General features: G+C 64.3%; 17 protein-coding genes. 9 read left to right on the forward strand and 8 right to left on the reverse strand.

Translation table 11 applies throughout. The features are described from left to right. Positions 1-406: 406 nt before the first annotated feature. Entirely contained in the window at positions 407-4,840 is a 4,434-nt protein-coding gene (locus tag H9627_RS05165; RefSeq protein ID WP_191732955.1) for a metallophosphoesterase, read from the forward strand. 185 nt (positions 4,841-5,025) lie between these two features. Here the strand turns inward: H9627_RS05165 and thiD are convergent, their stop codons facing one another. Next, positions 5,026-5,826: a bifunctional hydroxymethylpyrimidine kinase/phosphomethylpyrimidine kinase gene (thiD, locus tag H9627_RS05170; protein WP_191732956.1), complete on the reverse strand. Its 801-nt coding sequence runs from the start codon at positions 5,824-5,826 to the stop codon at positions 5,026-5,028. 79 nt (positions 5,827-5,905) lie between these two features. Between thiD and H9627_RS05175 the strand changes: the two genes are divergently transcribed. Beyond that, a complete protein-coding gene (locus H9627_RS05175; RefSeq protein WP_191732957.1) occupies positions 5,906-6,250 on the forward strand; it encodes a hypothetical protein in 345 nt (114 codons plus the stop codon). An 8-nt stretch (positions 6,251-6,258) separates the two neighbouring features. Here H9627_RS05175 and H9627_RS05180 read toward each other — a convergent pair whose 3' ends face one another. From H9627_RS05180 to H9627_RS05190, 3 genes are all read right to left on the reverse strand, one after another. Further along, positions 6,259-6,951 (reverse strand): hypothetical protein, encoded by a 693-nt coding sequence (locus H9627_RS05180; protein WP_191732958.1) that lies wholly within the window; start codon positions 6,949-6,951, stop codon positions 6,259-6,261. A gap of 200 nt (positions 6,952-7,151) precedes the next feature. Beyond that, the gene (locus tag H9627_RS14175) at positions 7,152-7,844 is read right to left on the reverse strand and encodes a hypothetical protein (protein ID WP_225213513.1); all 693 of its coding nucleotides are present in this window, start codon (positions 7,842-7,844) and stop codon (positions 7,152-7,154) included. 39 nt (positions 7,845-7,883) lie between these two features. After that, on the reverse strand, positions 7,884-8,675 hold the full coding sequence (locus tag H9627_RS05190; RefSeq protein ID WP_006768723.1) for an alpha/beta fold hydrolase: 792 nt from the start codon (positions 8,673-8,675) through the stop codon (positions 7,884-7,886). Positions 8,676-8,734: 59 nt separating this feature from the next. On the opposite strand from H9627_RS05190, the gene H9627_RS05195 reads away from it, so the two are divergent. After that, positions 8,735-10,465 carry a GNAT family N-acetyltransferase gene (locus H9627_RS05195; RefSeq protein WP_191732959.1) on the forward strand — a complete coding sequence of 577 codons (1,731 nt, stop codon included), beginning with the start codon at positions 8,735-8,737 and terminating at the stop codon, positions 10,463-10,465. A gap of 21 nt (positions 10,466-10,486) precedes the next feature. Here H9627_RS05195 and H9627_RS05200 read toward each other — a convergent pair whose 3' ends face one another. The 4 genes from H9627_RS05200 to H9627_RS05215 are packed head-to-tail and all read right to left on the reverse strand — an operon-like array spanning position 10,487 to position 13,603. Further along, a complete protein-coding gene (locus H9627_RS05200; protein WP_191732960.1) occupies positions 10,487-10,837 on the reverse strand; it encodes a branched-chain amino acid transporter permease in 351 nt (116 codons plus the stop codon). Beyond that, complete coding sequence (locus tag H9627_RS05205) at positions 10,830-11,552, reverse strand: AzlC family ABC transporter permease (RefSeq protein WP_191732961.1); 723 nt, start codon at positions 11,550-11,552, stop codon at positions 10,830-10,832. The genes H9627_RS05200 and H9627_RS05205 overlap by 8 nt, the downstream gene beginning before the upstream one ends. A gap of 43 nt (positions 11,553-11,595) precedes the next feature. Next, positions 11,596-12,201, reverse strand: a complete 606-nt coding sequence (locus H9627_RS05210) for a YqgE/AlgH family protein (RefSeq protein ID WP_191732962.1) — start codon at positions 12,199-12,201, stop codon at positions 11,596-11,598. Beyond that, positions 12,194-13,603, reverse strand: coding sequence for a CCA tRNA nucleotidyltransferase (locus H9627_RS05215; RefSeq protein ID WP_225213541.1), 1,410 nt, complete (start codon positions 13,601-13,603; stop codon positions 12,194-12,196). The genes H9627_RS05210 and H9627_RS05215 overlap by 8 nt, the downstream gene beginning before the upstream one ends. A gap of 182 nt (positions 13,604-13,785) precedes the next feature. Here H9627_RS05215 and H9627_RS05220 point away from each other — a divergent pair, with 182 nt between their 5' ends. The 6 genes from H9627_RS05220 to trxA all read left to right on the forward strand — a co-directional run bounded on the left by H9627_RS05220 (position 13,786) and on the right by trxA (position 24,040). After that, positions 13,786-14,757 carry an NUDIX hydrolase gene (locus tag H9627_RS05220; RefSeq protein WP_191732964.1) on the forward strand — a complete coding sequence of 324 codons (972 nt, stop codon included), beginning with the start codon at positions 13,786-13,788 and terminating at the stop codon, positions 14,755-14,757. Between the two features lie 23 nt (positions 14,758-14,780). Then, a complete protein-coding gene (locus tag H9627_RS05225) occupies positions 14,781-17,558 on the forward strand; it encodes a hypothetical protein (RefSeq protein WP_225213514.1) in 2,778 nt (925 codons plus the stop codon). An 87-nt stretch (positions 17,559-17,645) separates the two neighbouring features. Next, positions 17,646-21,284 carry a murein biosynthesis integral membrane protein MurJ gene (locus H9627_RS05230; protein WP_404826195.1) on the forward strand — a complete coding sequence of 1,213 codons (3,639 nt, stop codon included), beginning with the start codon at positions 17,646-17,648 and terminating at the stop codon, positions 21,282-21,284. 377 nt (positions 21,285-21,661) lie between these two features. Next, positions 21,662-22,324 (forward strand): sigma-70 family RNA polymerase sigma factor, encoded by a 663-nt coding sequence (locus H9627_RS05235; protein ID WP_191732967.1) that lies wholly within the window; start codon positions 21,662-21,664, stop codon positions 22,322-22,324. Positions 22,325-22,528: 204 nt separating this feature from the next. Beyond that, entirely contained in the window at positions 22,529-23,470 is a 942-nt protein-coding gene (gene trxB, locus H9627_RS05240; protein ID WP_191732968.1) for a thioredoxin-disulfide reductase, read from the forward strand. A gap of 246 nt (positions 23,471-23,716) precedes the next feature. Then, on the forward strand, positions 23,717-24,040 hold the full coding sequence (gene trxA / locus H9627_RS05245) for a thioredoxin (RefSeq protein WP_191732969.1): 324 nt from the start codon (positions 23,717-23,719) through the stop codon (positions 24,038-24,040).

A 24,040-nucleotide genomic window follows, 5' to 3' on the forward strand; every position in this document is an offset into this window, starting at 1 on the left:
GTGCCTCGCTGGGGTATCGGGGGGTTTCGGTGGGGTGCTGCCGGGTCAGTGGTGATCAGATCCAGGGTACGTCACCTGTATAGCAACTGTGCGGAGTGCCCAGATGGCCGCCATCCTGGCCAAGAAAAGATAGCATCACATCTTAGATACCCGAATGACACCATCAATTACTCCATAGTTCATACCTTATTCAACGGGCAGTTCTAAGGTTCTTCTCAGCAGCCGGACAGCCCCGTGGTAGAGATCCGCCACCCTCCTTTTCCGACACACCCCGCCTTGTGCACCGGGGTGTTTTTCGTGTTCCGCAATGCCGTGTTTCAGAAAGCAGGGGAGTGGACGCCCGCCCAGGGTTGGTCCGTCGCGCTAGTGAAGAACTCAACAACGCACCCTCGAGAAGGACACCACCTTGAAACTCCGTAGAAACGGTCTACGTCTGGCTATCGCAGCCACCGCCGCCTGTGCCGTCACCACCGGCCACATCGCGGTCGCCCAGGATAACGCAGTGGGTGATCTCACCACCGCGGTCGCCGATCTTGCTGCCGCCACCGCAGGCACCCCGTCTGATCTGGTGATCACCGAGATCCTGCCCAACACCACCGGGCATGATGAGTTCGAGTTCTTCGAGGTTCACAACACCGGAACGGTGCCCGCAACGATCGGGGCGGGGGAGTACACCTTCGCCTACAGCTACGCCGATTCCACCGACACCACCCGCGATGTTGCCCTCGACCTCGGCGCACCTGTCACTGTCACCCCCGGTGAGACGGTGGTCATCTGGTTGAACTACACCGCCACCAACATCGATTCCTTCGCCCGCTCCGAACAGGAGTTCCGGGATTTCTACGGCATGGATGATTCCGCACGCATCTTCCGCGCCACCGGGCAGAACGGCATGGCCAACGGTGGTGACCGTGGCATCCGTATCCTCCACAACGGTGAGGTCTCCAGCTGGTCGCATTACCCCTCAGGTAGCGCCGGTGTGCAGCTGGGCGTCGAGTTCGCCCTCCCGGTGGCAGGGGAGCATTCGGCTGTCCCGGTGCGCACCCAGACCGCCCCGACACCGGGTGTCATCACCGCGGATCAGTTACTGCCGGGAGGTGCCACCGGTGAGCTCCCCGCAGACCCGGAGGACCCGGTGGTGGACCCCGAGCTGGACCTGGCCATCTTCGACGGCCTCACCCCACCCACCGTGGCCGCCCCGCTGGTGCTCACCGAACTGCTGGCCAACTCCGACAATGTCGGCGGTTCCGATGCCTACGAGTTCATCGAGGTCACCAACACCACCGCTGAGCCAGTGGATTTCTCCGACTACACCCTCAATTACCTGTACCCACAGGATGAGTTCATCAACACCAATGCCGCGGTGTGGGCCTCCCAGCCGGGTGATGTCATCATCGCCCCGGGTGCCTCCCTGGTGTTCTGGATCAAGAACGGCCCCAACAATGAGCTGACCGCCGCCGATTTCAACGCCGCCTATGGCACCAACCTCACCGCAGGTGTGGATCTGGTGGAGATCAACTCCGGTGGCATGGCCAACGGTTCGGCACGTGGCATCCAGATCCAGACCAACACCGGTCACATGATCAACCGCGGGTACTACAACATGGCCGGCGCCTCCGATGTGGAGCTCAACCGGTCCCTCAACTACGCCGTCGACGCCGGGGACCTGCTCAAGCAGACCCTGCTCGGTAACGCCAGCCCCACCCCGGGCACCGCACACCCCTCCCAACTGCCGAACCCGCTGCTGCCGGTCACCGTGGATACCCAGGCCCCGGTGGTCACCGACACCACCTCCGGCACCATCACCCCAGGTGAGCCGTTCACCTTCTCCTTCGAGGCCACCGACAATGAACTGGTGCGCACCCTCACCCTGAACCTGCGCTCCAACATCTCCACCGAGGCGCAGGAGATCAACCTCACCGCCGACACCGAGGGCAACTACTCCTGGCAACTGCCGGCCGCGGACATCACCGGCAAGGCCTGGTTCGAGTACACCGTCACCGCCACTGATGGCATCAACACCGTCACCACCGACCCGGTCCGCCTGGGTGTCGACGGTGCCAACACCGACCCGGTGCGTCTCAACCTCACCAATGACCAGTGGGTCAACGGCACCACCGACATCATCGGCGCGTCCGACACCTTCGGGGAGGACGTCGAGCTGCTTATCGACGCTTCCCCCGTCACCACGTCCCCCAGCCTCCCAGCGGCGCCGACGTTCGCGATGGAAATCACCCAGACCGACGTGTTCTTCCGCAACGGCATCCTCGCCGGGGGAGAGGAGCTCCTCATCTTCGATGAGGGCACCTATGAGCGCATTGAATCCGTCTCCACCGCTGTTCCGCTGTACCACGTCAATGATGACGGCACCGTCACCGTGAGCGTGTACGCCGGCACCAAGGCGGCCGCGGCCATCGACCTCAATGAGAACAACGACGACTTCCAGATCCGCAACCTGCGCCTCATCCTGCCCGATGGCCGCACCCTGACCCCGGCCGGCATCACCGACCAGCAGGAGTGGTTGAAGATGGGTGACAGCGCAGGGAAGCTCGATTTCTTCGATGCCACCTTCACCCTGCCGGAGGATGCCTTCACCGGTGTGGCACACGCCTGGGACACCACCGGCGTGACCGACGGGGAGCACACCGTCACCGTCACCCGCGCGGATGGTGAAACCATCAACCGCACCGTGCGTGTGGACAACACCGGCCCGGAGCTCAACGTCACCGGTGTCACCGACGGCGCCGAGCTGCGCGGCGCGGTGGAAATCAACGCCACCGCCACCGACGCGGGTGCCGGTGTGGAGAACATCGAAACCCTCCTCAACGGCGAACGCGTGGAGCTGCCCTTCACCACCGGATCCCTCGACCTGCCGGCCGGCGAGCACACCATCACCATCCGCGCCGAGGACAAGGTGGGCAACCGCACCGAGCACACCATCACCTTCACCACCCCGGAGGAAAACCCCATCAGCGGTGATTTCGCACCGACCGGTGGGGAGACCGTGGCCGCCGGTGATGTCACCCTCACCGCCCGCGCGAATGATCCCAGTGGGGATGATCTGGACCTGACCTTCCTGGAGGCCGACACCCCGGCGCTCGACAGTGGGCGGGTGCGCATGGCCACCGGCACCGTTGCCGACGCCGCCACCACCGACCGCACCGAGGCCACCAACCTGAGCCGGGAGGACGTCGACAAGCTCGCCGGTCTTGATGGCCTGGGCACCGAGGCCGCCTCGGACACCGCCTTCCCGTACCAGCTGTTCGAGGTGGATGCCGCCGACAACCTGGCCACGGACACCCAGCTGCGCGTCAACTGGGCAGGCAACGCCGACGGGCGCGCACAGGTGATCCTGTACGCCCTCAGGGGATCGGAGTGGGTGGAATTGGACCGCCACCTCACCGGCGCAGAGGCCGAGGACTTCACCCTCGAGGGCCTGGTCAACGCCGCCGAGTTCGCCGACAACGGTACCGTCACCGTGCTCGTGCAGCACTCCGAGGGTTTCTCCGGCCCCGACCACACCACCCGTGACTCGGAGGTGGCACCCGCCCACCCGGATGATGTGCCGCGCTCCGACTACGACTTCACTCTCGCCTGGGAATCCGACACCCAGTACTACAACGAGCAGTACACCCAGCACCAGGAGAGCATCCACGACTACCTGCTGGAGGAGCATGAGAACAAGAACATCCAGTTCCTGTTCCACACCGGTGACGTGGTGGACAACTACGACCAGCCGGAGCAGTGGGCCAACGCCGTCCCGCAGTACGACCGCCTGGACGAGGCCGGTCTGCCGTATTCCGTCATCGCCGGCAACCACGACGTGGACTACGTCAACGATGACTTCAGCGAATTCAGCAGCCGCTTCGGCGAGGCCCGCTTCACAGACAACCCGTGGTACATGGAGAGCTTCCGGGACAACCGTGGCCACTATGATCTGTTTTCCGCCGGCGGCATCGACTTCATCAACGTGGCCATGGGCTGGGCCCCGGGTGATGACGCCATCGCATGGATGAACGAGGTTCTGGCCAAGCACCCGGAGCGGGTGGCCATCATTAACCTGCATGAGTTCATGCTCACCACCGGTGGTCTCGGGCCGATCCCGCAGCGCATCCTCGACGAGGTGGCCGCCACCAACCCGAACGTGCACATGATCATGTCCGGCCACTACCACGACGCCTACCAGCGCACCGACTCCTTCGACGATGACGGCGACGGCGTTGCTGAGCGCACTGTCACCTCCATGCTGTTTGACTACCAGGGCCTGCCCGAGGGCGGCCAGGGCTTCCTGCGCCTGCTGCACTTCGACAACGAAGGCGAGAAGATGATGGTGCGCACCTACTCACCATCCCTGGGACAGTACAACTCCGACGAGCCCTCCCTCATGGGACCGGCTGAGGATCCATGGATGTACCAGGAATTCGACCTGCCCTATGCGCAGCTGGGCATTGAACCGGAGGGCCGCACCCTGGCCAGCGACTCGTTCAGCGTGGATTTCCTCACCTCTGAGGAAATTGGTTCGGTTTCTGATGTTGCCTCCGGCGATACCGGATCTATGGTCTGGGAGGATGTCCCGGCGGGTCGCCACAGCTGGTATGTGCGCACCGAGGATCCCTTCGGTGGTGTGGAGATCTCCCCGGCGCAGTCCTTCACCGCGGGGGAGGGGTCCCAGTCTGACAGTGACAACAATGGCAGCTCGGCGGGCAGTTCCGACTCCGGCCGCGCAGGCTTCCTGGGCGCGATCGGCGGGTTCTTCGCCGGCGCTGCAGCACTGGCGGGTGCAGCCTTCGCCTTCATTCCGAATCTGTGGGAGCAGGTTCAGGGCATGTTCCGTAGCTAGTTTCCCATAGGAGCCGAGGAAAAATCCCGATGTTTCACGTGAAACATCGGGATTTTTCCATGCTGCCATCACCTACTGGGCCCCGCCCTGCATCCGCCACCACACGCGTGGCAGGGGCGGTGTCGATAAGCGCGCAGAACAAACCCCGCCGACAGGGTGTCGGCGGGGCGGTGGGCTAACGGGGTCTACTTGTTGTCCGCGCTCAGCCAGACGGAGGTGAACGGCGCGTTGGAGGCAACGGCGTCGCGGACGGCCTGGGTGACCACGCGCTTGGCGGTGGCCACGGCATCAACCACGGAGGCGTTCTTGGCCAGTTCGGCGGTGATCACGGCGGCGAAGGTGCAGCCGGCGCCGGAGACGCGGTCTTCACCGATCTTGCGCTCGGAGAACACGTGGTACTCGGAGCCGTCGAAAAGCACATCCACGGCGTCCTCACCGGGGAAGTCCATGCCACCCTTGACCACCACATACTGGGGGCCCTGTTCGTGGATGAGACGGGCGGCCTCCTTGAGATCATCGATGGTCTCGAGCTTTTCCACGCCGGACAGGGTGGTGGCCTCGAAGTTGTTGGGGGTGATGACGGTGGCCTGCGGGAGGACCTTGTCGCGCAGGGCGGTGTCGGTGTCCAGGGCCGCGCCCGGCTCCTGGCCCTTGCAGATCAGGACGGGGTCGAGAACAACGTGCCTGAACGAGTTGGCTTCCAGGGCGCCAGCGACGGTGTCGATGGTCGCGGGGGTGCCCAGCATGCCGATTTTGACCACCTCGAGATCATGGGCGCCGGTGGCCGCCTCGATCTGGTTGGAGATAACATCCGGATCCACCGGCACGAAGCGGTGATTCCAGTTGTTCTTGGGGTCGAAGGCGACGATGCACGTGATGGCACCAATACCGTAGACATCCAGTTGTTGGAACGTTTTCAGGTCGACCTGGATACCGGCGCCGCCGGTTGCCTCGGAACCTGCAATGACAAATGCGTAATTGACCACCTACACAAACTTACGAGGTTTCACCCGTAATGGGAATCATTGCCCCCGTTGATTTATGTCACCCGTAGACTCGTGGGCCATGAGCAGAATTATCCACGTGCGCACCGAGATCGAGATCCCCGGCCACCCGTCGGCCATCCACGTCGCGGAGATGAGGGAGCTTGTCGACGCAACCCCCACCTCCCCGGCCATGTGCACCATGGTGCGGATCATTGAACTCGCCGGCACCACCGCCGGCGAAACCGTCACCGGCGCCGGGGTGATCGGTGGCAACCAGGAGGGATTGGCGGCCACACCAAATGAGACGGTGCCACACCCGGATTCCTACGCGGATTTCCCCGACATCACCGCACGCATGATCACAGCCGAGGAATTCGAGGGTCTGTGGGTGGAGGCGGTGACCAAGTTCCCGCAGGTGGGGTAGTTGTCCGTTTAGCTGCTGCCCGACGATCCGAAGGCCTTCACCGGCAGATCGGGGAGCTCATCATCGATGTCCCCGTCAGCGCAGTGGAACACCGGTTCATAGACCTGCTCCAGCAGGTCATGTCCCTGCTGGGCCAGAAAGTCGATGGTGCGCTTACCTGCCCGGCTGAACTCGCCACGCGGGGTGAGATCGGTGTTGCGGATGGTGTTGGCGGTGAGAAGGGCTTCCTGATGGCTCATGGTCACCGGCTGCGTCGGCCCCATGATCCTTTGCCGTGCCGTGACCACGCTGAGCGACATCTCATATTGGAAGTTGATGATCTCGAAAATCTCATTCTCCCGGAAACCCGCATTCATCGCCTGCCGGTTGAGGCGCGTGGCGACACCATTGACCGGGGTGCCCCGGAATGCCTCCCCGGTGGAGAAGTCCCGCGTGCCCCAGTTATCGAAGACATAATTGGTGAGCTGGGAAACGTCATAGGCGCTGGACATCGGGATGGATCGACTCAGGTGGTCATAGGACGCGAGGATCGCCTGATCCAGACCCCGGTTCACCTTGTCCTCATCACGCCCGGTGTAGGTGATGGTGCAGCTATCCTCATTCACGACCAGCTCATGAGCGCTGGCCCCGGGCATCTGAACAGAGGTGACCAGTAGTGCGGCAGCCATGGCGAGAACGGTGGCGGGACGGTGAACATTCATGTGGATGATCCTAGAATCACAATGCAGGGCCCTGCTGCCGACATACTCAATCAACCGGGCGGACCGATGACCGCACCCGGCTGGCGCAGGAGGGGATTAAAACTCATCCCATCGTACCTTAGGGGTGCTACCGCCACCGTGCGGTGGGCGTCCCAACTTTCCACTGCACGGGTGAGGCTTATCGGTCAGTGGAGGATGGGTTAGCTGCTGCCAAAGGAAGACAGGGAGCCACCCCGATTATCTCCACCCGGGGTGGGGACTTCATCCCCTGGACCTGGGTCCACCGGGGTGGCTGGATCCTCCCCGACGCATTCCAGCAAAGGTGCTCTGAAGATCATCGTGGAATTCTCAAGCATCTCCATCGTCCGTTCAATGTGTCTGACACCCGGTTCGCTGGCGTCTGAGATAGCCTCATCAAACAACCCAGTCGTTGCCATCCCTACCAGCGCCTCACGGGCCTCATCCTTGGTATACACAACTGGCTCAACCACATAGTCCCCATCCTCCGAGGGCATATAAACCCACATGAATATCAGAGCAAAGAAAACCCCTCGCAACAGTTGCAGGGAAGTAAATATCTCATTCTCGTGGAATCCTGCTGCCACTGCTGCGGCGTTCACCCGTGCTGCAGTTTCCGCAGCGGGGGAATCCGCGAAGGAAGCAACGGTTAGATCCTCACTGAAAAGTAGATTCTGTCCGACGTGGTTGACAAGGAGAGATAGATCATCCATCGACACCCCTGGTAGGTCCGCCAGCAGTGAAGAGGCTATCTGTTCATCCGACTCATTTATGGCCTGTTCTAATAACAGGGTGTCCGCCGGGGTGTAGGTGATGGTGCAGACGTCGCCCTCCACGGTTAATTCATAAGCCTGGGCAACCGGTGCTGCGGTCATTGATTGCTTATGACCACTAAACCCCCCGGAATCAATCATCTAGGTCCCGTACCGGGCCACATCATCACAAAGATGACGTGGCCATTGCCTTACCTCAGCCGGGGTCGTGGCGATACGCAGTTGTGCGTCGGGCAGGAGCCTGGTCAGTTCAATCGCGGTCGACGTCGGGTGCCCAGGATCATCCACCCAACTGAGGATTGTTGTCGGGACCGCGATCCCCCTGATGGCATCACGTGGGGGAAGATCGCTGGCCGCGGCGCCACGATAGGCCCAGGGAAGCAACCCGGTGGCGATATCGGGCACCGTATCCGGCACACCGGTTTCTGCCGGGGGATGCGCACCCATTGATTCCGCGATGAGCAGGGCATCCATACCGTTCAATTCAATAAAATCAGCCCTGGAGAGATAGTGGGCAGCCTGCGCGGCCCGTGTCTCCCAACCGGTCGGTGGCAACATGAAAGTGAAACCGCAGAAGCGCCCCGGATCCCGCACCGCGGCATGGAGGAGGGTCGCACATCCCATAGACGGCCCGACCCCGTGGACCTGCTCGTCGGGAAAGTAGGCATCCAGCAGCGCCAGCAGGTCGGCACTGAGACACTCCCACGTGTAGTCTCCCGCCACCGCCCGGCCGGTGGAATATCCGTGCCCCCGGGCATCGTAGCGAAGCAAGCGGGTGCCAGAAAGTCCACGGCCGAGGTCGAGATCCAGGAGCCGGTCGCGCTTCCGGGATGAACTCAGCCCATGGAGCTGTACGACAGGTTGGCCACCTTCATCACTATAGGAAACGGACAACGTCGATCCGGGAACCTCGAAGGTGCTGTGCTCAAGCATGCTGGGTCTCCTTAGCCATTTATCTATCAACCGATAGGTATGTGGGTTATACTACCGCTATGAGACTGACTCATGTGGACCAGTTACTCCTTCCCTTCGGCACATTGCACAGCTACCAGGCCACCGTGTCGGCCCCCGGCGACGCGGTACCCGTCTCCTTCGACCAGAACAGACACGTCGGTGCGGGTGAGCGCACCGGCAGCTGGATGGCGCTGAGTATCCGCCTGGACGACAGGGTCGACCATGATGAGCTCTCCCACGCATGGCTACAGGTGGTGGACCGCCACGGCACCCTGCGCACCGCTTTCAGCACAGATTCGGCCGGACAGGTTCAGGCACACCGTATTGAGGTCCACCCCGGCGCCTGGATCCAACATCCCATCGCACCGGGGGAAACGATGAACGATGCTTTAAACCTCGTACTCAACCGGCATTGCTCGCCCTATGCCCGCCCATCCCACCGACTCTGCGTGGTTGAGGCCACCGCTGGGCCCGTCATCATCCTCGCCAGTGACCATTCCCATGTGGACATGTGGTCCATGCTCATCCTCGCCCGAGATCTACTCGAGGCACTGGAGGGCGGGGACATCAGTGATCCCGTACCTGCCTTCGAGGAGCACACCGTCGAACTGCGGTCCCGACCCCCGGCTCCAGATTCCATCCACCGACGCTGGCGGGAGATCATTGCGGCAGGGGAGGGGAAGATGCCGCGGTTTCCCTTGCCACTGGGTGATGCCCTTGCCCAGCCGGAGCGGGTGGAGGTGCGCGATATCTTCGGTGTGAATGATCTGGCCATCTATTCCTCCCACGCACGGTCCGTCGGCGTGAGCACGCTGGCACTGACCACCTCGATCATGGCGGAGGTGACCCGCGAACAGGCCAATGTCCCGTTGCGTGCGGTATTTCCTGTACACAGTCGTTTTGATGAGCGCTGGCATGATTCCTGCGGCTGGTTCATCACCAACTCCGTCATCGAGGTCACAGAATCCGACATCAAGGGGGCAGCCACCGCGGTACGCGAAGCCGTGCTGTTGGGCAGCCACCCCCTGGAGGAGATCCTCATCCCCTGGGGTGGCCTGCCCGAGACCCCCGGTATGTTCGCCATATCCTGGTTGGACCTGCGCCGTCTGCCCGTGCATATCGACGATATCGGCCTCGACGCCCAGTACGTCAGCGCCGCGATCCACACCGATGGTGTGATGCTGTGGTTCATCCTGGACCGTTCCGGCGCCCACCTGCGCTGCCGATACCCGGACACCCCAACCGCCCGCATCAGCGTCGGCCACTGGCTCGATGCCGTGGTCAGCAGGATGCGTACCCACTCCTCTGGAACCCAGGTGCACATCCTCAACAGGTCCTTCATCATCACCCCGGCCCGGCGTGAGGATGTCCCCGCCATCACCGAGATGCTTGACGGCACACCCCTGGATCCCTCAGCGCTCACCCGGTTGGAAGCCGCCTTTGATGTACTCACCCACGAATCCTCGCACTACCTGGCGGTGGCTCGGGATGACTCGAACACGGTGGTGGGTGCGATGCAACTGACCTTCATCCCGCAGTTGGCCGGGGGCGGGACGATGAAGCTACTAATCGATTTCCTGCGTGTCATCGAACCCCTGCGCAACACCGGATTGGCGGACACCATGCTGGACTGGGCCCATGAACATGGACGGGCTCGGGGTGCGGGCCTGGCCGAGCTGCACGCCCCGGGACAGCGGGTCGGCCCCTTGGCAGACCGGGCCGGGTACACCCACGGCACGGAGGGCAGACAGCGCCTGCTATCCCAGTGACACCCCGAGAAACCTGCCGGGTTAAGGAAACACCACGTTGACCAGCACCATATACGCCACGGTTCCGCCCACGATAGACAGGCCGGCGGAGCGTCGCCACCAGTGCAACAGAGCGGTGATGCCCACGGCGATGAGGGAGGCCCAGATGCCGCCGGGTTCACCGGTGGAGGAGAACAGAGTGTAGATCACCAGCACGCTCATGACACCCACCGGCATGGTCCGGCTGAGCACGCCCATGAGCTGGTTGTTCTTCACGCCCCGCATGGCCACGAAGGGGAAGAGGCGGAGCAGCACGGTGATGATGGCGACGGGGATCAGCACCGCCGCCACCTGGCCCAGGCTCACGCCGACGGGGAGTCCGTAATCACCCATTGTCGGGAACCCGCATCTCCATCCTGCGGTCAAGCCCCGGGAGGCGGAACCGGAACAGGAGGATGACAAAGTAGGCGGTCAGGGCGAGCACCAGCATCTGACCCGGGGCGAGAAATCCGGCCAGCAGGGCCAGCGCCACGGCGGTCAGGGGCAGCGACCAGTCCTTATTGTTGGTGAACGCCTCCCAGGCCAACACCACGAACAGTGCGGTCAGGGCGAATTCCATGCCTTTGAGCCCGTCGGGAAGCGCCTGGCCGGCCACGGCCCCGATGATGCCGGGAAAGACCCACAGGGATTGGCACACGATCTGGATGGTAAGAAGGCGGGTGCCACTGATCTCCCCTGGAGGGCGGGCGGATGCGATGGCATAGGCCTCGTCGGTAAGCGCATAGGTGGAATACGCCCGCCCCGCCCTCGACTGGATGGCGTTGCGGGGAAAGGTAAGTCCGTAGAAGATATGGCGGAAATTCACCATGAAGCCGGTAACTAGCGCCGAGAACGGCCCCACACCGGCGGTGATCAATCCAATGGCCAGGTATTCCATGGATCCGGCGTAGATCACGATGGAAAATATCGGGGTCCACCACCAGGCATACCCGGACTGCACCATGAGCAGACCGAAGGCCAGACCGAGGGGAACCAGGCCCAGGCCCACGGCACTGGTCTCCCTGATCCCGCCACGGATCTCCCGAAGAGTTTCCGAACTCACATGCATCGACCTTTCTCGTCCTCGAACCTGGGAGCCGACACTACCGGGCTTAATTGTCGGTCGGGTCCGAGGGGTGGGTGGAGTACAACGGCAGGGGCATTGGCTGACGGCGCATGACATCGCCCCACACATCCACCCGTCCCGGCGCGAGCACATCCGAGGGCAGGGCGGGGGCGACATACCAGTCACCCTGTTCGATCTCCTCGTTGAGCTGGCCCGGTGCCCATTCCGCGTAACCGGCGAAAAAGCGCATGCCCTCCAGGTCGTCCTTGACCTCGTCCGGGGTCACGCGCAGATCCACGTGGACCAGACGGTTGGCCAGTTTGTTGAACCCGGTGGAGGCCTCGATGTCCACCCCGGGCTTGGTCACACCGAGTCCCACCACGGCCTGCTGGCTCAGAGGACCACCGATGTAGAGGGCCTGGGGTTTGGCGGTGAGTTCGGTCCACTCGGGCAGGACATTGGCCACCGCCAGGTCACTGCGGGAGGCCAGGTTCACACCGAAGGTGGTGGCGTGGGAGTGGTCGATGACGAGGATGACGCTGCGACTGAACTCCGGGGAGGCCAGATCGGGTGCAGCGACCAGCAGTGTGCCCGGGGCCACCTCATTGCGTTCCAGGGCGTTGAAGAGTCGATCTGCGTAGAAGTCACTCATCTTTTTCTCCTTCCCACCATGCCTTGAGTTCGGCGATGGCATCATCACGCTCGAGCGGTCCGCGTTCGAGGCGTAGTTCCTTGAGGAAACCCCAGGCCTTACCCACCTGGGGTCCCGCAGGGATGTTGAGGATCTCCATGATCTCATTGCCGTCCAGGTCTGGTCGCACGCGGGCCAGATCCTCACGGGCGGCGATGTCGGTGATCCGTTCCTCCAGATGATCGTAGGTGGCCTGGAGGCGCTGTGCTTTCCTTTTATTCCGGGTGGTGCAGTCCGCGCGCACCAGTTTGTGCAGGCGGGGGAGCAGCTCACCGGCGTCGGCAACGTAGCGACGCACGGCAGAATCCGTCCACTGTCCCTCACCGAAGCCGTGGAACCGCATGTGCAGGAACACCAGCTGGGAGACATCGTTCACCATCTGCTTGGAGTACTTGAGTTTGCGCATGCGGCGGCGCACCAGTTTGGCACCCACCACCTCGTGCTGGTGGAAGCTGACGCGCCCGTCCTCGCTGAAGTCACGGGTGTCGGGTTTGCCGCAGTCATGCAGCAGTGCCGCCCAGCGCAGCACCAGGTCGGGTTCGGTCTCCTGGTCGATGGACTGGCGCATGACCTGCAGGGAGTGACGGTAGACGTCCTTGTGCTGCATGTGTTCGTCCTGGGTCATCTGCATGGCGGGGATCTCGGGGAAGATCACCTCGGCGATGCCGGTGTCGACCATGAGGTCGATGCCCTCCTCGGGGTGGGTGCCCAGCATGAGTTTGTCCAGCTCCACCTGCACACGTTCAGCGGTGATGCGGCTGATCTGCCCGGACATCTCCGTCATGGCAGTGACCACGCGGTCGGCGACCGTGAACCCCAGCTGGGAGACGAACCGGGCGGCTCGCAGCATCCGTAGGGGATCATCGTTGAAGGACTGTTCCGGGGCGGCCGGGGTGTCCAGACGCCGGTGCAGCAGATCCTCCAGACCACCGACCGGGTCGTGGAAGGACAGGGCACCGTCACCGGCGATCTCCACGGCCATGGCGTTGACCCTAAAGTCACGGCGGATGAGATCCCCGTCGAGGGTGTCACCGAAGGTGACCTCCGGGTTGCGGGAGGTGCCGTCGTAGACATCGGAGCGGAAGGTGGTGATCTCGATCTGCTGGCCGTGCTTCTCGGCGGACAGGGTGCCGAACGCGATACCGGTGTCCCACACCACCTCGGCGTAATCATCCAGGATGGCACGGGTGATCTCCGGGGGAGCGGAGGTGGTGAAATCGAGGTCATTGCCCAGGGTGCCCAGGAAGGCATCACGCACGGAACCACCTACCAGGTACAGGGAGTGGCCCTGTTCGGTGAAGGCGGCGGCCAGGGGTGTGAGAATGGGGGACAGCTCCCCGACAGCCTGGTGCGCGCGCGCCATGAGTGCGAGACGGTCCGTGGTGGCGTCCGTCTCCTGGTTTGGGGCATCCTGGGAATTCACGGCTCTGAGTCTACCCAGTGCCCCACGCTGGAAACATAATACTGTCCGGCCGGCACCACCATCCCGGTGGAAGAGCGGTTCATTAATACCGATTGGCGGTCGTGCACGATACCATTACACAAATGAGTGACTTGAAGCCAGAGGGGACTACCAGCGGGGCGCCTAAACGTAGGCGCCGCCGCCGTTCTCGCCGCCCTTCAGGTCAGAACCAGAATACCCGCGTCCAGCAGGAGCAGAATCAGTCCACGGCCCAGAAGCCACAGACCGGGGCGCAGTCTGCCGGCCCGCAGGACAAGACCTCCCAGCAGGGGGAGTCCGGGCAGCAGCGTTCCTCCAACCCCAACCGCCGGAAGCGTTCGCGTCGTCGCGGACGCGGTGGCTCAGGTGGCGCAGGAGGCGCACACAGTGCAGATACTGCAGGCGAGCAGACCCGGTCCAGCACCGCCACAGGCACAGCCAGCACCAGCACCACCGCACCCCCCGATAAGAAGGGTGAGGGCAGGTCAGGGGGGCGTCGTAAAGCATCCCAGCAGCGTCGCCGACCCCACCGCGGCAACCAGCGGGTCCACCAGGCCAACCAGCAGTCCCGGATGGAGACGTCGAATGAGACCTCCGCCGGTGGGCTCGTGGTGTCCGGGCTGGCTGAGGCTGTCATGGACAACGGTGAGGTGGATCTGTCGAAGATCTACGTGGCGCTGATCGGGCGGCTCGACCGCCGTGGACGTCTGCTGTGGTCCATGCCGAAGGGCCATGTGGAACCGGGCGAGGACAAGTCCGCCACCGCCGAGCGTGAGGTGTGGGAGGAGACCGGCATCCATGGTGAGGTGTTCGCCGAGCTGGGTGTCATTGATTACTGGTTCGTTTCCGAGGGCAGGCGTATCCACAAGACGGTGCACCACCATCTGCTGCGCTATGTTGATGGTGATCTCAACGATGAGGATCCGGAGGTCACCGAGGTGTCCTGGATCCCCGCCAATGAACTGATCGAGCATCTCGCCTTCGCCGATGAGCGCAAGCTCGCGCGCCAGGCCCATGACATGCTGCCTGAGTTCGCCCGCCGGGAGAAGGCGGAGGGAAGGGCCACCCCGCGGTGACCGGGAAGGAGGCGGACCTGTCCATGCGACCGGTTCGGGCACCTGGGAATCCCACGTCCGGGGGCAGGTCATCCGCCCCCCGCAACCTCATCGCCACTGTGACGGCAACCACACTACTGGGGGCCTCGGCCTTCATCGGGCTGGGAGCCGCGGGCCCGACGCTCCCCGCAGCCCACGCCCTGCCGCTGCCCCTGGACCCCGATGACCCCGTCGTGGCCGACCAGTGGATCAACCCGTTCGCCCGCGCGGATGATCAGGTCCACGATGTCGAGCTGGAGATCACCGATGTCCACCTCACCGGGGCCCTGACCGCCGGTGATGAACTGGTCCTGGAGCTGGAGATCAGCAACAACACCTCCGCGGACCTCGACCAGGTGACCCTGCTGGCCCAGCGTGGGAACGCCGCCACCGACAACGCCACCGCACGCATGGCTTTAGCCTCCGACGGATCCGGCTCCTACCCCTATTACGGCACGCAGCTGGTGCTGGATGAGCAGATCGCACCGGGGAGGTCCGCCACCACGACCATGCGGGTGCCCACCGACGCTGATGAATCCGTCACCCTCGCCATCACCGAACCCGGCGCGTACCCGGTGCGCATTGCCCTGTCCGGTCAGCTCGACGGGACGGCCAGCCATCTGGATTCCCAGCGGTTTCTGCTGCCGGTGGTGACGGAGGCGCCCGCGCCTGTGACCGGTGAGGAGGAGCCTCCCGCACCCACCCCGACCACCGTGTTGTACCCCTTCACCGCCGAGACCCATGTCCTCGGCGGGGAGACGGGCGAGGCCCCCGAGACGCCGCCACTGTTGCTGGAGTCCGACGAGCTCGCCGGGGAGCTCGCCCCCGGGGGTCGCCTCACCGAGCTTGTCGACGCCTTCCTCTCCGCCCCCACACCCGTCCAGGAAGCCTCCTGCCTGGCCCTCGACCCCGCCCTGATCAGCGTGGTGCACCGCATGACCGGTGGTTACACCGTCACCGACCGGCGGGTGAGTACCGTGCGCCAGAACCAGCGCCTGCGTGATCTGTGGACCTCCACGAATGAACCGGTGACCGGCACCCCGGGAACGGGTGCTGCCGATGCCGCGGTGTTCCTGGACAAACTCCGTCGGGCGGTGGCCACCAACTGCACGGTGGCGCTGCCGTGGTCCAATACCGATCTCAATGCCGTGAACTCCACCGGCAACCAGTGGCTCATGCGGGAGGCCGTCCAGCGCGGTGGTGCCGTCCTCGAGGAGATCCTCGGTGTCACCCCGGTGGGCAATGTGGTGATCCCGGGCACCGGTTATGTCACCCCGGCCACCGCGGGCAACCTGGGGCTGGCCGACACCCTGAGCAGGGAGATGAGCCTGGAGCAGGTGTGGGAGGTGGAGTCGGTGACCCCGATCCCCGCCACCGGACCGTCGGGCCAGGCCTCCCTGGACAACCCCGAATTACCCGCCACCGACACCACGGCGCCCCCACCGGAGATCCCCGTGTCCGTGCTGGTGGCGGACAACACCGTGTGGCGTACCCCGTCGGCGGACCGGTTCCACCAGCTGGCCCCCGGTGTGACGGCGGTGAGCTACCAGGGTTCCCTGGCAGCCACGCTGGCCACCCTGGGGTCCTCCCCGGAGACGGTGGGTTTCTCCAACCCGGATGCCCGGTTCGATGTCACCCTGGATTCCACGACCGCCCGCACCCTAACCGGTCAGGGTGCCCTCCGGCTCACGGTGGGCAACAGTGACGGTGACAGCCCGGTGTTGGTCATGCCCTCCGCAGTCCTGGAGGGTGCTGACGCCGAGATGCTCCTGGACACCACCGCGGACCTCATCGATTCCGGTGCGGCCCGCCCCCTGACGCTGCCCGATTACCTCACCGCCGATGCGGGCCAACAGGCCAAGCTGGCCGAGTCGGTCACCATCAACGGCATGCCGGATGAGACCTCCTTCGGGGTGCCCTTCGACGATCCCTCCCAGATCGCCGACACCGAGATCCTCCGCGCCACCCAACAGGCCACCTACATCGATGATCTCACCGGGCTGATGTTCAATGACCAGGGCATCGCCCTGACCCGTTATGGTTTCACCGCCCCGCTGCGCCACGATCTCCTGCGCGCCATGACGGTCACCCACCGCCGTTCCTACACCGACCACACCGATGCCACCGCGGCCACCGAGGATCTGCTCAACCAGAACCGTGACATGCTGCAGCAGTTGCGCAGCTCGGTGGCACTGCTGCCACCGGGCAATGTCTACACCCGCACCTCCGCATCCTCCCCGCTGATCATCGTGGCGCAGAACGGCCTGCCCCTGCCGGCCGCCGCCCAGATCCTCTACGCCAGCTCCGACAATGCACGGGTGCACACCCCGGGTGTGGTCCGCATCCCGGCCCTCGGCTCGATCACCCTGCAGATGACCGCCGACCTGCCCGATGACAACCAGCGCACCGATCTCACGGTGTGGCTGGCCTCCCCGGACGGCGCCACCATCAGTGACCCGGTGGAGATCTCCGTGTTGCCGCGCCCCAGCGTGCTCGGCACCGTCGGCATCGTCGCCCTCGGCATCCTGGTGCTCGGGGCGCTGCTGGTGTTCCGGGTGCTGCGCGTGAGGAAGCAGAAGGGGCGGACATCCCACGGTGGCCCCCCGGCATCCCCGGATGCCGGCCACCGGGCCGGGTCCCGTTCCGCACCGCACGGCGTGGTGCGGCCGACGAAACCGGGAAGCGTGGGGGAGGGGCGTCGTCAAGCAACCCGGTACGTACCCCGCGGCCGTGGCTGCGCCGATGACGGCTCCGGATCGCCGAAACCACCCGGTGCGCACTAACGTATCCGTTCAATCAGTCCACATCGACGTGCCCACCCACCACGGGTGGGTACACGAACAGAATGGTCACCAGTGAGTTCCACTCCGATGAATCCGGGGCAACCCACGGGACAACGCTCCCGGATTGTTACTCCGACCCCTCCGGCACCCGTGCCGGAGACCCGCAAGAAACAACCACCCCGCACCCCGGCACCCTCCGGGGAGGACCGGTCCAGCCTGAAAAGTGCACCGACCGGGGCGGTCTACCGGCCCGTCCCGAAGGAGACGGGGCAGACCCGACAGGAGCAGCCGGCTCCCGTGACGTCGGTGGCCCCCGCGGCACCGGCAACCCCGGAACGCACCCCGGCACGTACCCCGGCTGTACCCGCCGAGGCCGCCGCCGAGAACACCGCGACGGTCAATGAGGCCGTGCCCGGAACCGCCTCACGGGCTGCATCGGGTGCCGCCTCCGGGTCCGGCTCCGGCTCCGCGGGCGGTGACAGCACGGGTGGTGCGGGCACCGCGCTGGCCACGCCTGACCGCGAGGATCCCCCGGCGCGCCGGGAGACCTCCGACGCGGATGTGGTGCGCTCCACCGGTTCCATGGCGGTGGCCACCCTGCTGAGCCGGATCACCGGGTTCCTGCGCACCGTCATGATCGGTGCTGCGCTGTCCCCGGCGATCGCGTCGGCGTTCAACACCGCCAACACGCTGCCCAACCTCATCACCGAGATCGTTCTCGGTGCCGTGCTCACCTCACTGGTGGTGCCGGTGCTCACCCGCGCGGAGCGGGAGGACGCCGACCGGGGTTCCGGGTTCTTCCGACGGCTGCTCACCCTGTCGGTGACACTGCTCGGTGGTGTCACTGTGCTGTCGGTGGTCGGTGCGCCGCTGCTGACGCGGATGATGCTGGATGTCGACGGTGAGGTCAACGTCGGCATGTCCACGGCATTCGCCTACTGGCTGTTGCCGCAGATCTTCTTCTACGGACTGTTCTCGCTGTTCATGGCGGTGCTCAACACCCGGGAGATCTTCAAACCCGGTGCCTGGGCGCCGGTGGTCAACAACATCATCTCCCTGATCGTGCTGGGCACCTACATGGTGATGCCGTGGCGCCTGGCGCAGGACGCGCAGGTGGGTCTGTTCGATCCGCAGATCGTGTTCCTGGGTGTGGGCACCACCTTGGGCGTGGTGGTGCAGACCCTGATCATGGTGCCGTACCTGCGCCGGGCCGGGATCGATCTGCGTCCGCTGTGGGGACTGGATGACCGCCTCAAACAGTTCGGTGGCATGGCCATGGCGATTGTCGTCTACGTCGCCATCTCACAGCTGGGGTATGTGGTCACCACCCGTATCGCCTCGCTGGCGGATGCGGCGGCGCCGTTCATCTACCAGCAGCACTGGCTGCTGCTGCAGGTGCCGTACGGCATCATCGGTGTCACCCTGCTGACCGCCATCATGCCGCGCCTGTCGCGCAACGCCGCCGACGGTGATGACCGCGCGGTGGTCGCCGATCTCGGCCTGGGATCCAAACTGACGTTCATCGCGCTGATCCCGATCGTGGTGTTCTTCACCGTCTTCGGTGTGCCCATCGCCAACGCCCTGTTCCAGTGGGGTGAGTTCGATGCCGCCTCGGCGAACATCCTGGGTTGGACCCTGAGTTTCTCCGCGTTCACGCTGCTGCCCTATGCGCTGGTGCTGCTGCACCTGCGTGTGTTCTACGCCCGCGAGGAGGCGTGGACCCCCACCTTCATCATCGCCGGCATCACCGTCACCAAGATCGTGCTGTCCCTGGCCGCCCCGGTGCTGTCCAACTCCCCGGAGCGTGTGGTGGTGCTGCTCGGTGCGGCCAACGGTTTCGGTTTCGTCGCCGGTGCGGTGATCGGTGCCTACCTGCTGCGTCGCAAACTCGGTCTGCTGGGTATGCGTTCGGTGCTCAAGACCTCCCTGTGGGCACTGGGGTCCGCGCTGGTCGGTGCCGGTGTCGCATGGCTGCTCGGCCTGGGTATCCAGGCCACCATGGGCGATGTCCTCTTCGGCACCCTGGGGTCCTTCGGGTACCTGATCTACCTCGGTGTCATCGGTGTGGTGTTCCTCATCGGCACCGGTGCGGTGCTGTCCCGGTCCCGCCTGCCCGAGGTGCAGAACCTGGGTAAGGCCCTGGCCCGCATCCCCGGCATGGGTCGTTTCATCCGCCCGGATGAGGACCTGTCCCTCGATGTCGGTGAGGTCTCCGAGCAGGAGCTGTCCACCCAGATCATCGTGGCCAATGAGTTCGCCTCCACCCCGGTGCCACCACCGATGTCCGCCGGTATCGTCCGTGGCCCCCGTCTGGTGCCGGGTGCGCCGGTCTCCGATGGTGCCTTCCGTCTGCTGGCCGATCACGGTGGTGTGCCGGGCGCCCGGTTCTGGCAGGCCCGTGAGGTGGCCACCGGCAGGGAGGTCGCGCTCATCTTCGTCGACACCTCCGGCAACGCCCCCTATGCACCGCTCACCCCTGCGGCCGCCGCCGGTGTGGCCTATGAGGTGCAGCGTCGCACGAAGAAGCTCGCCGCCCTGGACAGCGCTGCGATCCCGCCGAATATCCGCACCCGCGCCTACCGCAACGGTTGTCTCATCGTCGCCGACTGGATCCCGGGTAGTTCCCTGGCCCGGGTCGCCGAGGACGGTGCCGATCCCCGCGCCGCGTCCTACGCGATGGCGGAACTGACCAACGCGATGGCCGATGCCCACGCCGCCGGCATCCCCCTCGGCCTGGACAACAAGTCCCGCATCCGCATCAACACCGAGGGCCACGCCGTCCTCGCCTTCCCGGTGGTGCTGCCCGAGGCCAGCCGCGAACGCGATGTCACCTCCCTGGCCGCCGCGCTCGACATGCTTATCGACGCCTCCTCCGCACCCGCCGACGTCGCGGTGCTGTGTTCCGAGGCGCGCGCCTTCAACGCGGCCGACCCGGACGGGGAGACAGTGGACCCCGACACCCTGCACGACCTGTCCGAGGCCCTCCGTGACTGCGGTCTCCACACCGACGATGAGGAACCCGTCCAGCTGCAGGTGGACACCGAACGCACCCCGCGCCCGACCAGACGGTCCGGTTTCGGTGCACCGGAATACTCGGTGAAGATGATGGCGGTGATCGCCCTCGTGGTGTTCCTGCTGGTATCCATGGTGGCCGTGGTGACCGCCTTCCTCACCAGCCTACTCAGTGCCGACAATGAGGAATCCCCGCTCGGTGCCACCGAAACCGCGGTGACCGCACCGGCCGAGGCCGGTGCGACCGGCGACTCCGACGACGCCGAACCCGTCGGCCCGCCGCTGTACCGCACCCTGGATTCCGCCCATGAGTGGGACGAGGGCCGACGCGATGAGGTGGGCGCGGTGACCGATGGGGACACCTCCACCGCCTGGACCTCCACGGGTTCAGAGGGGCTGTTGGTCACCCTCGAGGATCCCACCCAGCTCGCCCATGTGATCCTCACCCCGGGGCCGGATGCCGACGCCACCGTCACCTCCACGGTGAAGCTGTTCGCCTTCACCACCGATGCGCCCCGTTCCCTGTCCAGCGGCATCGAGATCGGTGAGATCATCTTCGCCTCCCGCAGCATCACCCACACCATTGAGCAGCCCGGCAACCTGCCGGCCAATGTGGAGTCCGTGGTGATCTGGGTGGAGGAGGTCACCTCGACGAACACCGCGCAGAAGGACCCGGCCATGCAGATCGCCGAGGTGGAGATGGTGGGCTGGTAATCCCTCCATAGGCCATTCCCGCCACCGCGGGTCACCCACGGGCACATGCCCACGGGTGGCCCGCATTTTCCGTCTGATGGGGTGGGAGATCTCATCAGTAGAAGACCCCCTACCAAAGTGCTGAGATCTGACTGTAAAGATGCTGAATTACACGTCTGACATTTGGGCCATAAGGTGTGGTTATCACAGTAACTACCCTCTTAGCTGACATGTCATATTGGAAGGATTACCAGGTCACACCAGGTATCACATCCGACATCGCTGCCCACTGAAATGGGAATCCACCAGGCCACCGGGTGGCCCAGCCCACATACTGGGGGACACCAGACAGCGGCAAAGGGGACACCGGGGAGTGTTCCACTGAGCGGGGGATAGCAGTGACAGTCACACCGGAGGCCACCACCAACCACCCACGGGGTGATGATCCCACCGACGCGGAACTGGTGGCCACCTACGTCGGGGGAGATGCCCGGGCATTTGCCACCATCATCACCCGCCACGAACGACACCTGAAATGGGCGGCACGCCGGTACAGCCGCAACGAGGACGACGCCCACGACATCCTCCAGGAGGCCCTGCTCAAGGCCAGTCGCAACATGCACCTCTACCGGGCGGAGGCGGCCCTGTCGACCTGGCTCCACAAGCTCGTTCTCAATAGTGGATTCGACTGGGCCAAACACCGCACCCGCAGGGAACTGGCCATCCTCGACGACACCGAGACCACACCCGCCGAGGATCCCCGCCTGGCCGTCGACCCCCTGGGCTACCTCGATGTGGCCCTGACCATCCGCCAGGCCATGGACCAGCTCCACGTCGATCAGCGCAACGCCCTGCTCCTGGTTGACCTCGGCGGATACGGCATCGAGGATGTGGCACGGCTCGAGGGTGTGAAACCCGGAACCATCAAATCGCGTCGGGCACGCGCCAAACAGCAACTGCGCGGATTGCTGCAGGCAGATTTCTTCGTCGGTGGGCAAACAGAGCCGACGCCCGAGGAGGCCGGGGGAATTTCCGCCACCGGTTCCGGTGTTGTGAAGTAGTGAACATCCCGGCCACCCTGTGATGTTGGAACAATCAGGAACCTTTAGCCGGGTCATTTGCGTTGAATGAGAAGCAGTGCCTAAATAGGGTGGCCGTTCCCGGCCACCTACACTTCATGAGGATGCGGTGCACGCATCCAGCATGCACCCGGTGGGGTTGCCACTGTGGGAAGAACAACCGCGTAGAAGGAAAACAGGAAGTCAATGTCTGAAGAACAGTCCAAGATCCACGATGTTGCCATCATCGGCTCCGGCCCCGCCGGCTACACCGCTGCCATCTACGCCGCGCGTGCCGATCTCAAGCCCATCATGTTCGAGGGCTATGAGTACGGCGGTTCTCTCATGACAACCACCGATGTGGAGAACTTCCCCGGTTTCCAGGACGGCATCATGGGCCCGGAGCTCATGGAGAACATGCGTGCCCAGGCTGAGCGGTTCGGCACCGAGATGCACATGGAACTGGTCGACCGCGTTGACCTCACCGGTGACATCAAGAAGATCTGGGTCGGCGAGGATGAATACCAGGCACGTGCCGTCATCCTCTCCATGGGTTCCGCACCCCGCTACCTGGGCGTGCCGGGCGAGAAGGAACTGCTCGGCCGTGGCGTCTCCGCCTGCGCGACCTGCGACGGGTTCTTCTTCCGCGACCAGGACATCGCCGTCATCGGTGGCGGTGACTCCGCCATGGAGGAGGCCACTTTCCTCACCAAGTTCGCCCGTTCGGTCACCATCGTGCACCGCCGCGAGGAGTTCCGCGCCAGCGCCATCATGCTGGAGCGCGCCAAGAAGAACGAGAAGATCCGGTTCGTCACCAACAAGACCGTCGAGCAGGTCGTCGAGAACGACGGCAAGGTTGCCGGACTGAAGCTGAAGGACACCGTCACCGGCGAACTGTCCGATCTGGATGTCACCGCCATGTTCGTGGCCATCGGCTACGATCCGCGCTCCGAGATGCTCGTGGGCCAGGTGGAACTGGATTCCTCCAACTATGTGGTGGCGGAACACCCGTCCACCCGCACCAACGTCCCCGGCGTCTTCGCCGCCGGTGATCTGGTGGATAGCCACTACCAGCAGGCCATCACCGCCGCCGGCTCCGGCTGCCGGGCCGCCATCGACGCGGAACACTACCTGGCCAACCAGATATAAGGTATTATTAATACCAGTCAATTTAGACGTGGGTTGAAACGTGTCCGACTTGTTGCCGTTTCGTGGCCGGACACGTGAGTCCCCGTGCACGAGAACAATTAGCCTAGGTGAATGCGTCGACAAGCACCGTCTGAGCGCGGGTGACGGCACACCGTCACCGTGAGATCTCCCCGTCGGCACGCCCCACGGGCCGGACCATCCCTGTCCGGGTGTTTTCGCCACCACCACCAGTCATAAGGAACAACCATGAGCAATGTAATCGCAGTAACCGAACAGACCTTCAAATCCACCGTCGTCGAGTCCGACAAGCCGGTCCTCGTCGATTTCTGGGCGGAGTGGTGTGGGCCATGCAAGAAGCTGAGCCCGATCATCGAGGAAATCGCCGGGGAATACGGTGACCAGATTGTCGTGGCCAGCGTTGATGTCGATGCGGAGCGCACCCTGGGCGCAATGTTCCAGATCATGTCCATCCCCTCTGTACTGATCTTCAAGGGTGGTCAGAAGGTGGACGAATTCGTGGGTCTGCGACCCAAGAACGAGATCGTAGCGAAGCTGGAACAACACCTCTAA

This window comes from Corynebacterium gallinarum (genome assembly GCF_014837045.1).
Lineage (GTDB): Bacteria > Actinomycetota > Actinomycetes > Mycobacteriales > Mycobacteriaceae > Corynebacterium > Corynebacterium gallinarum.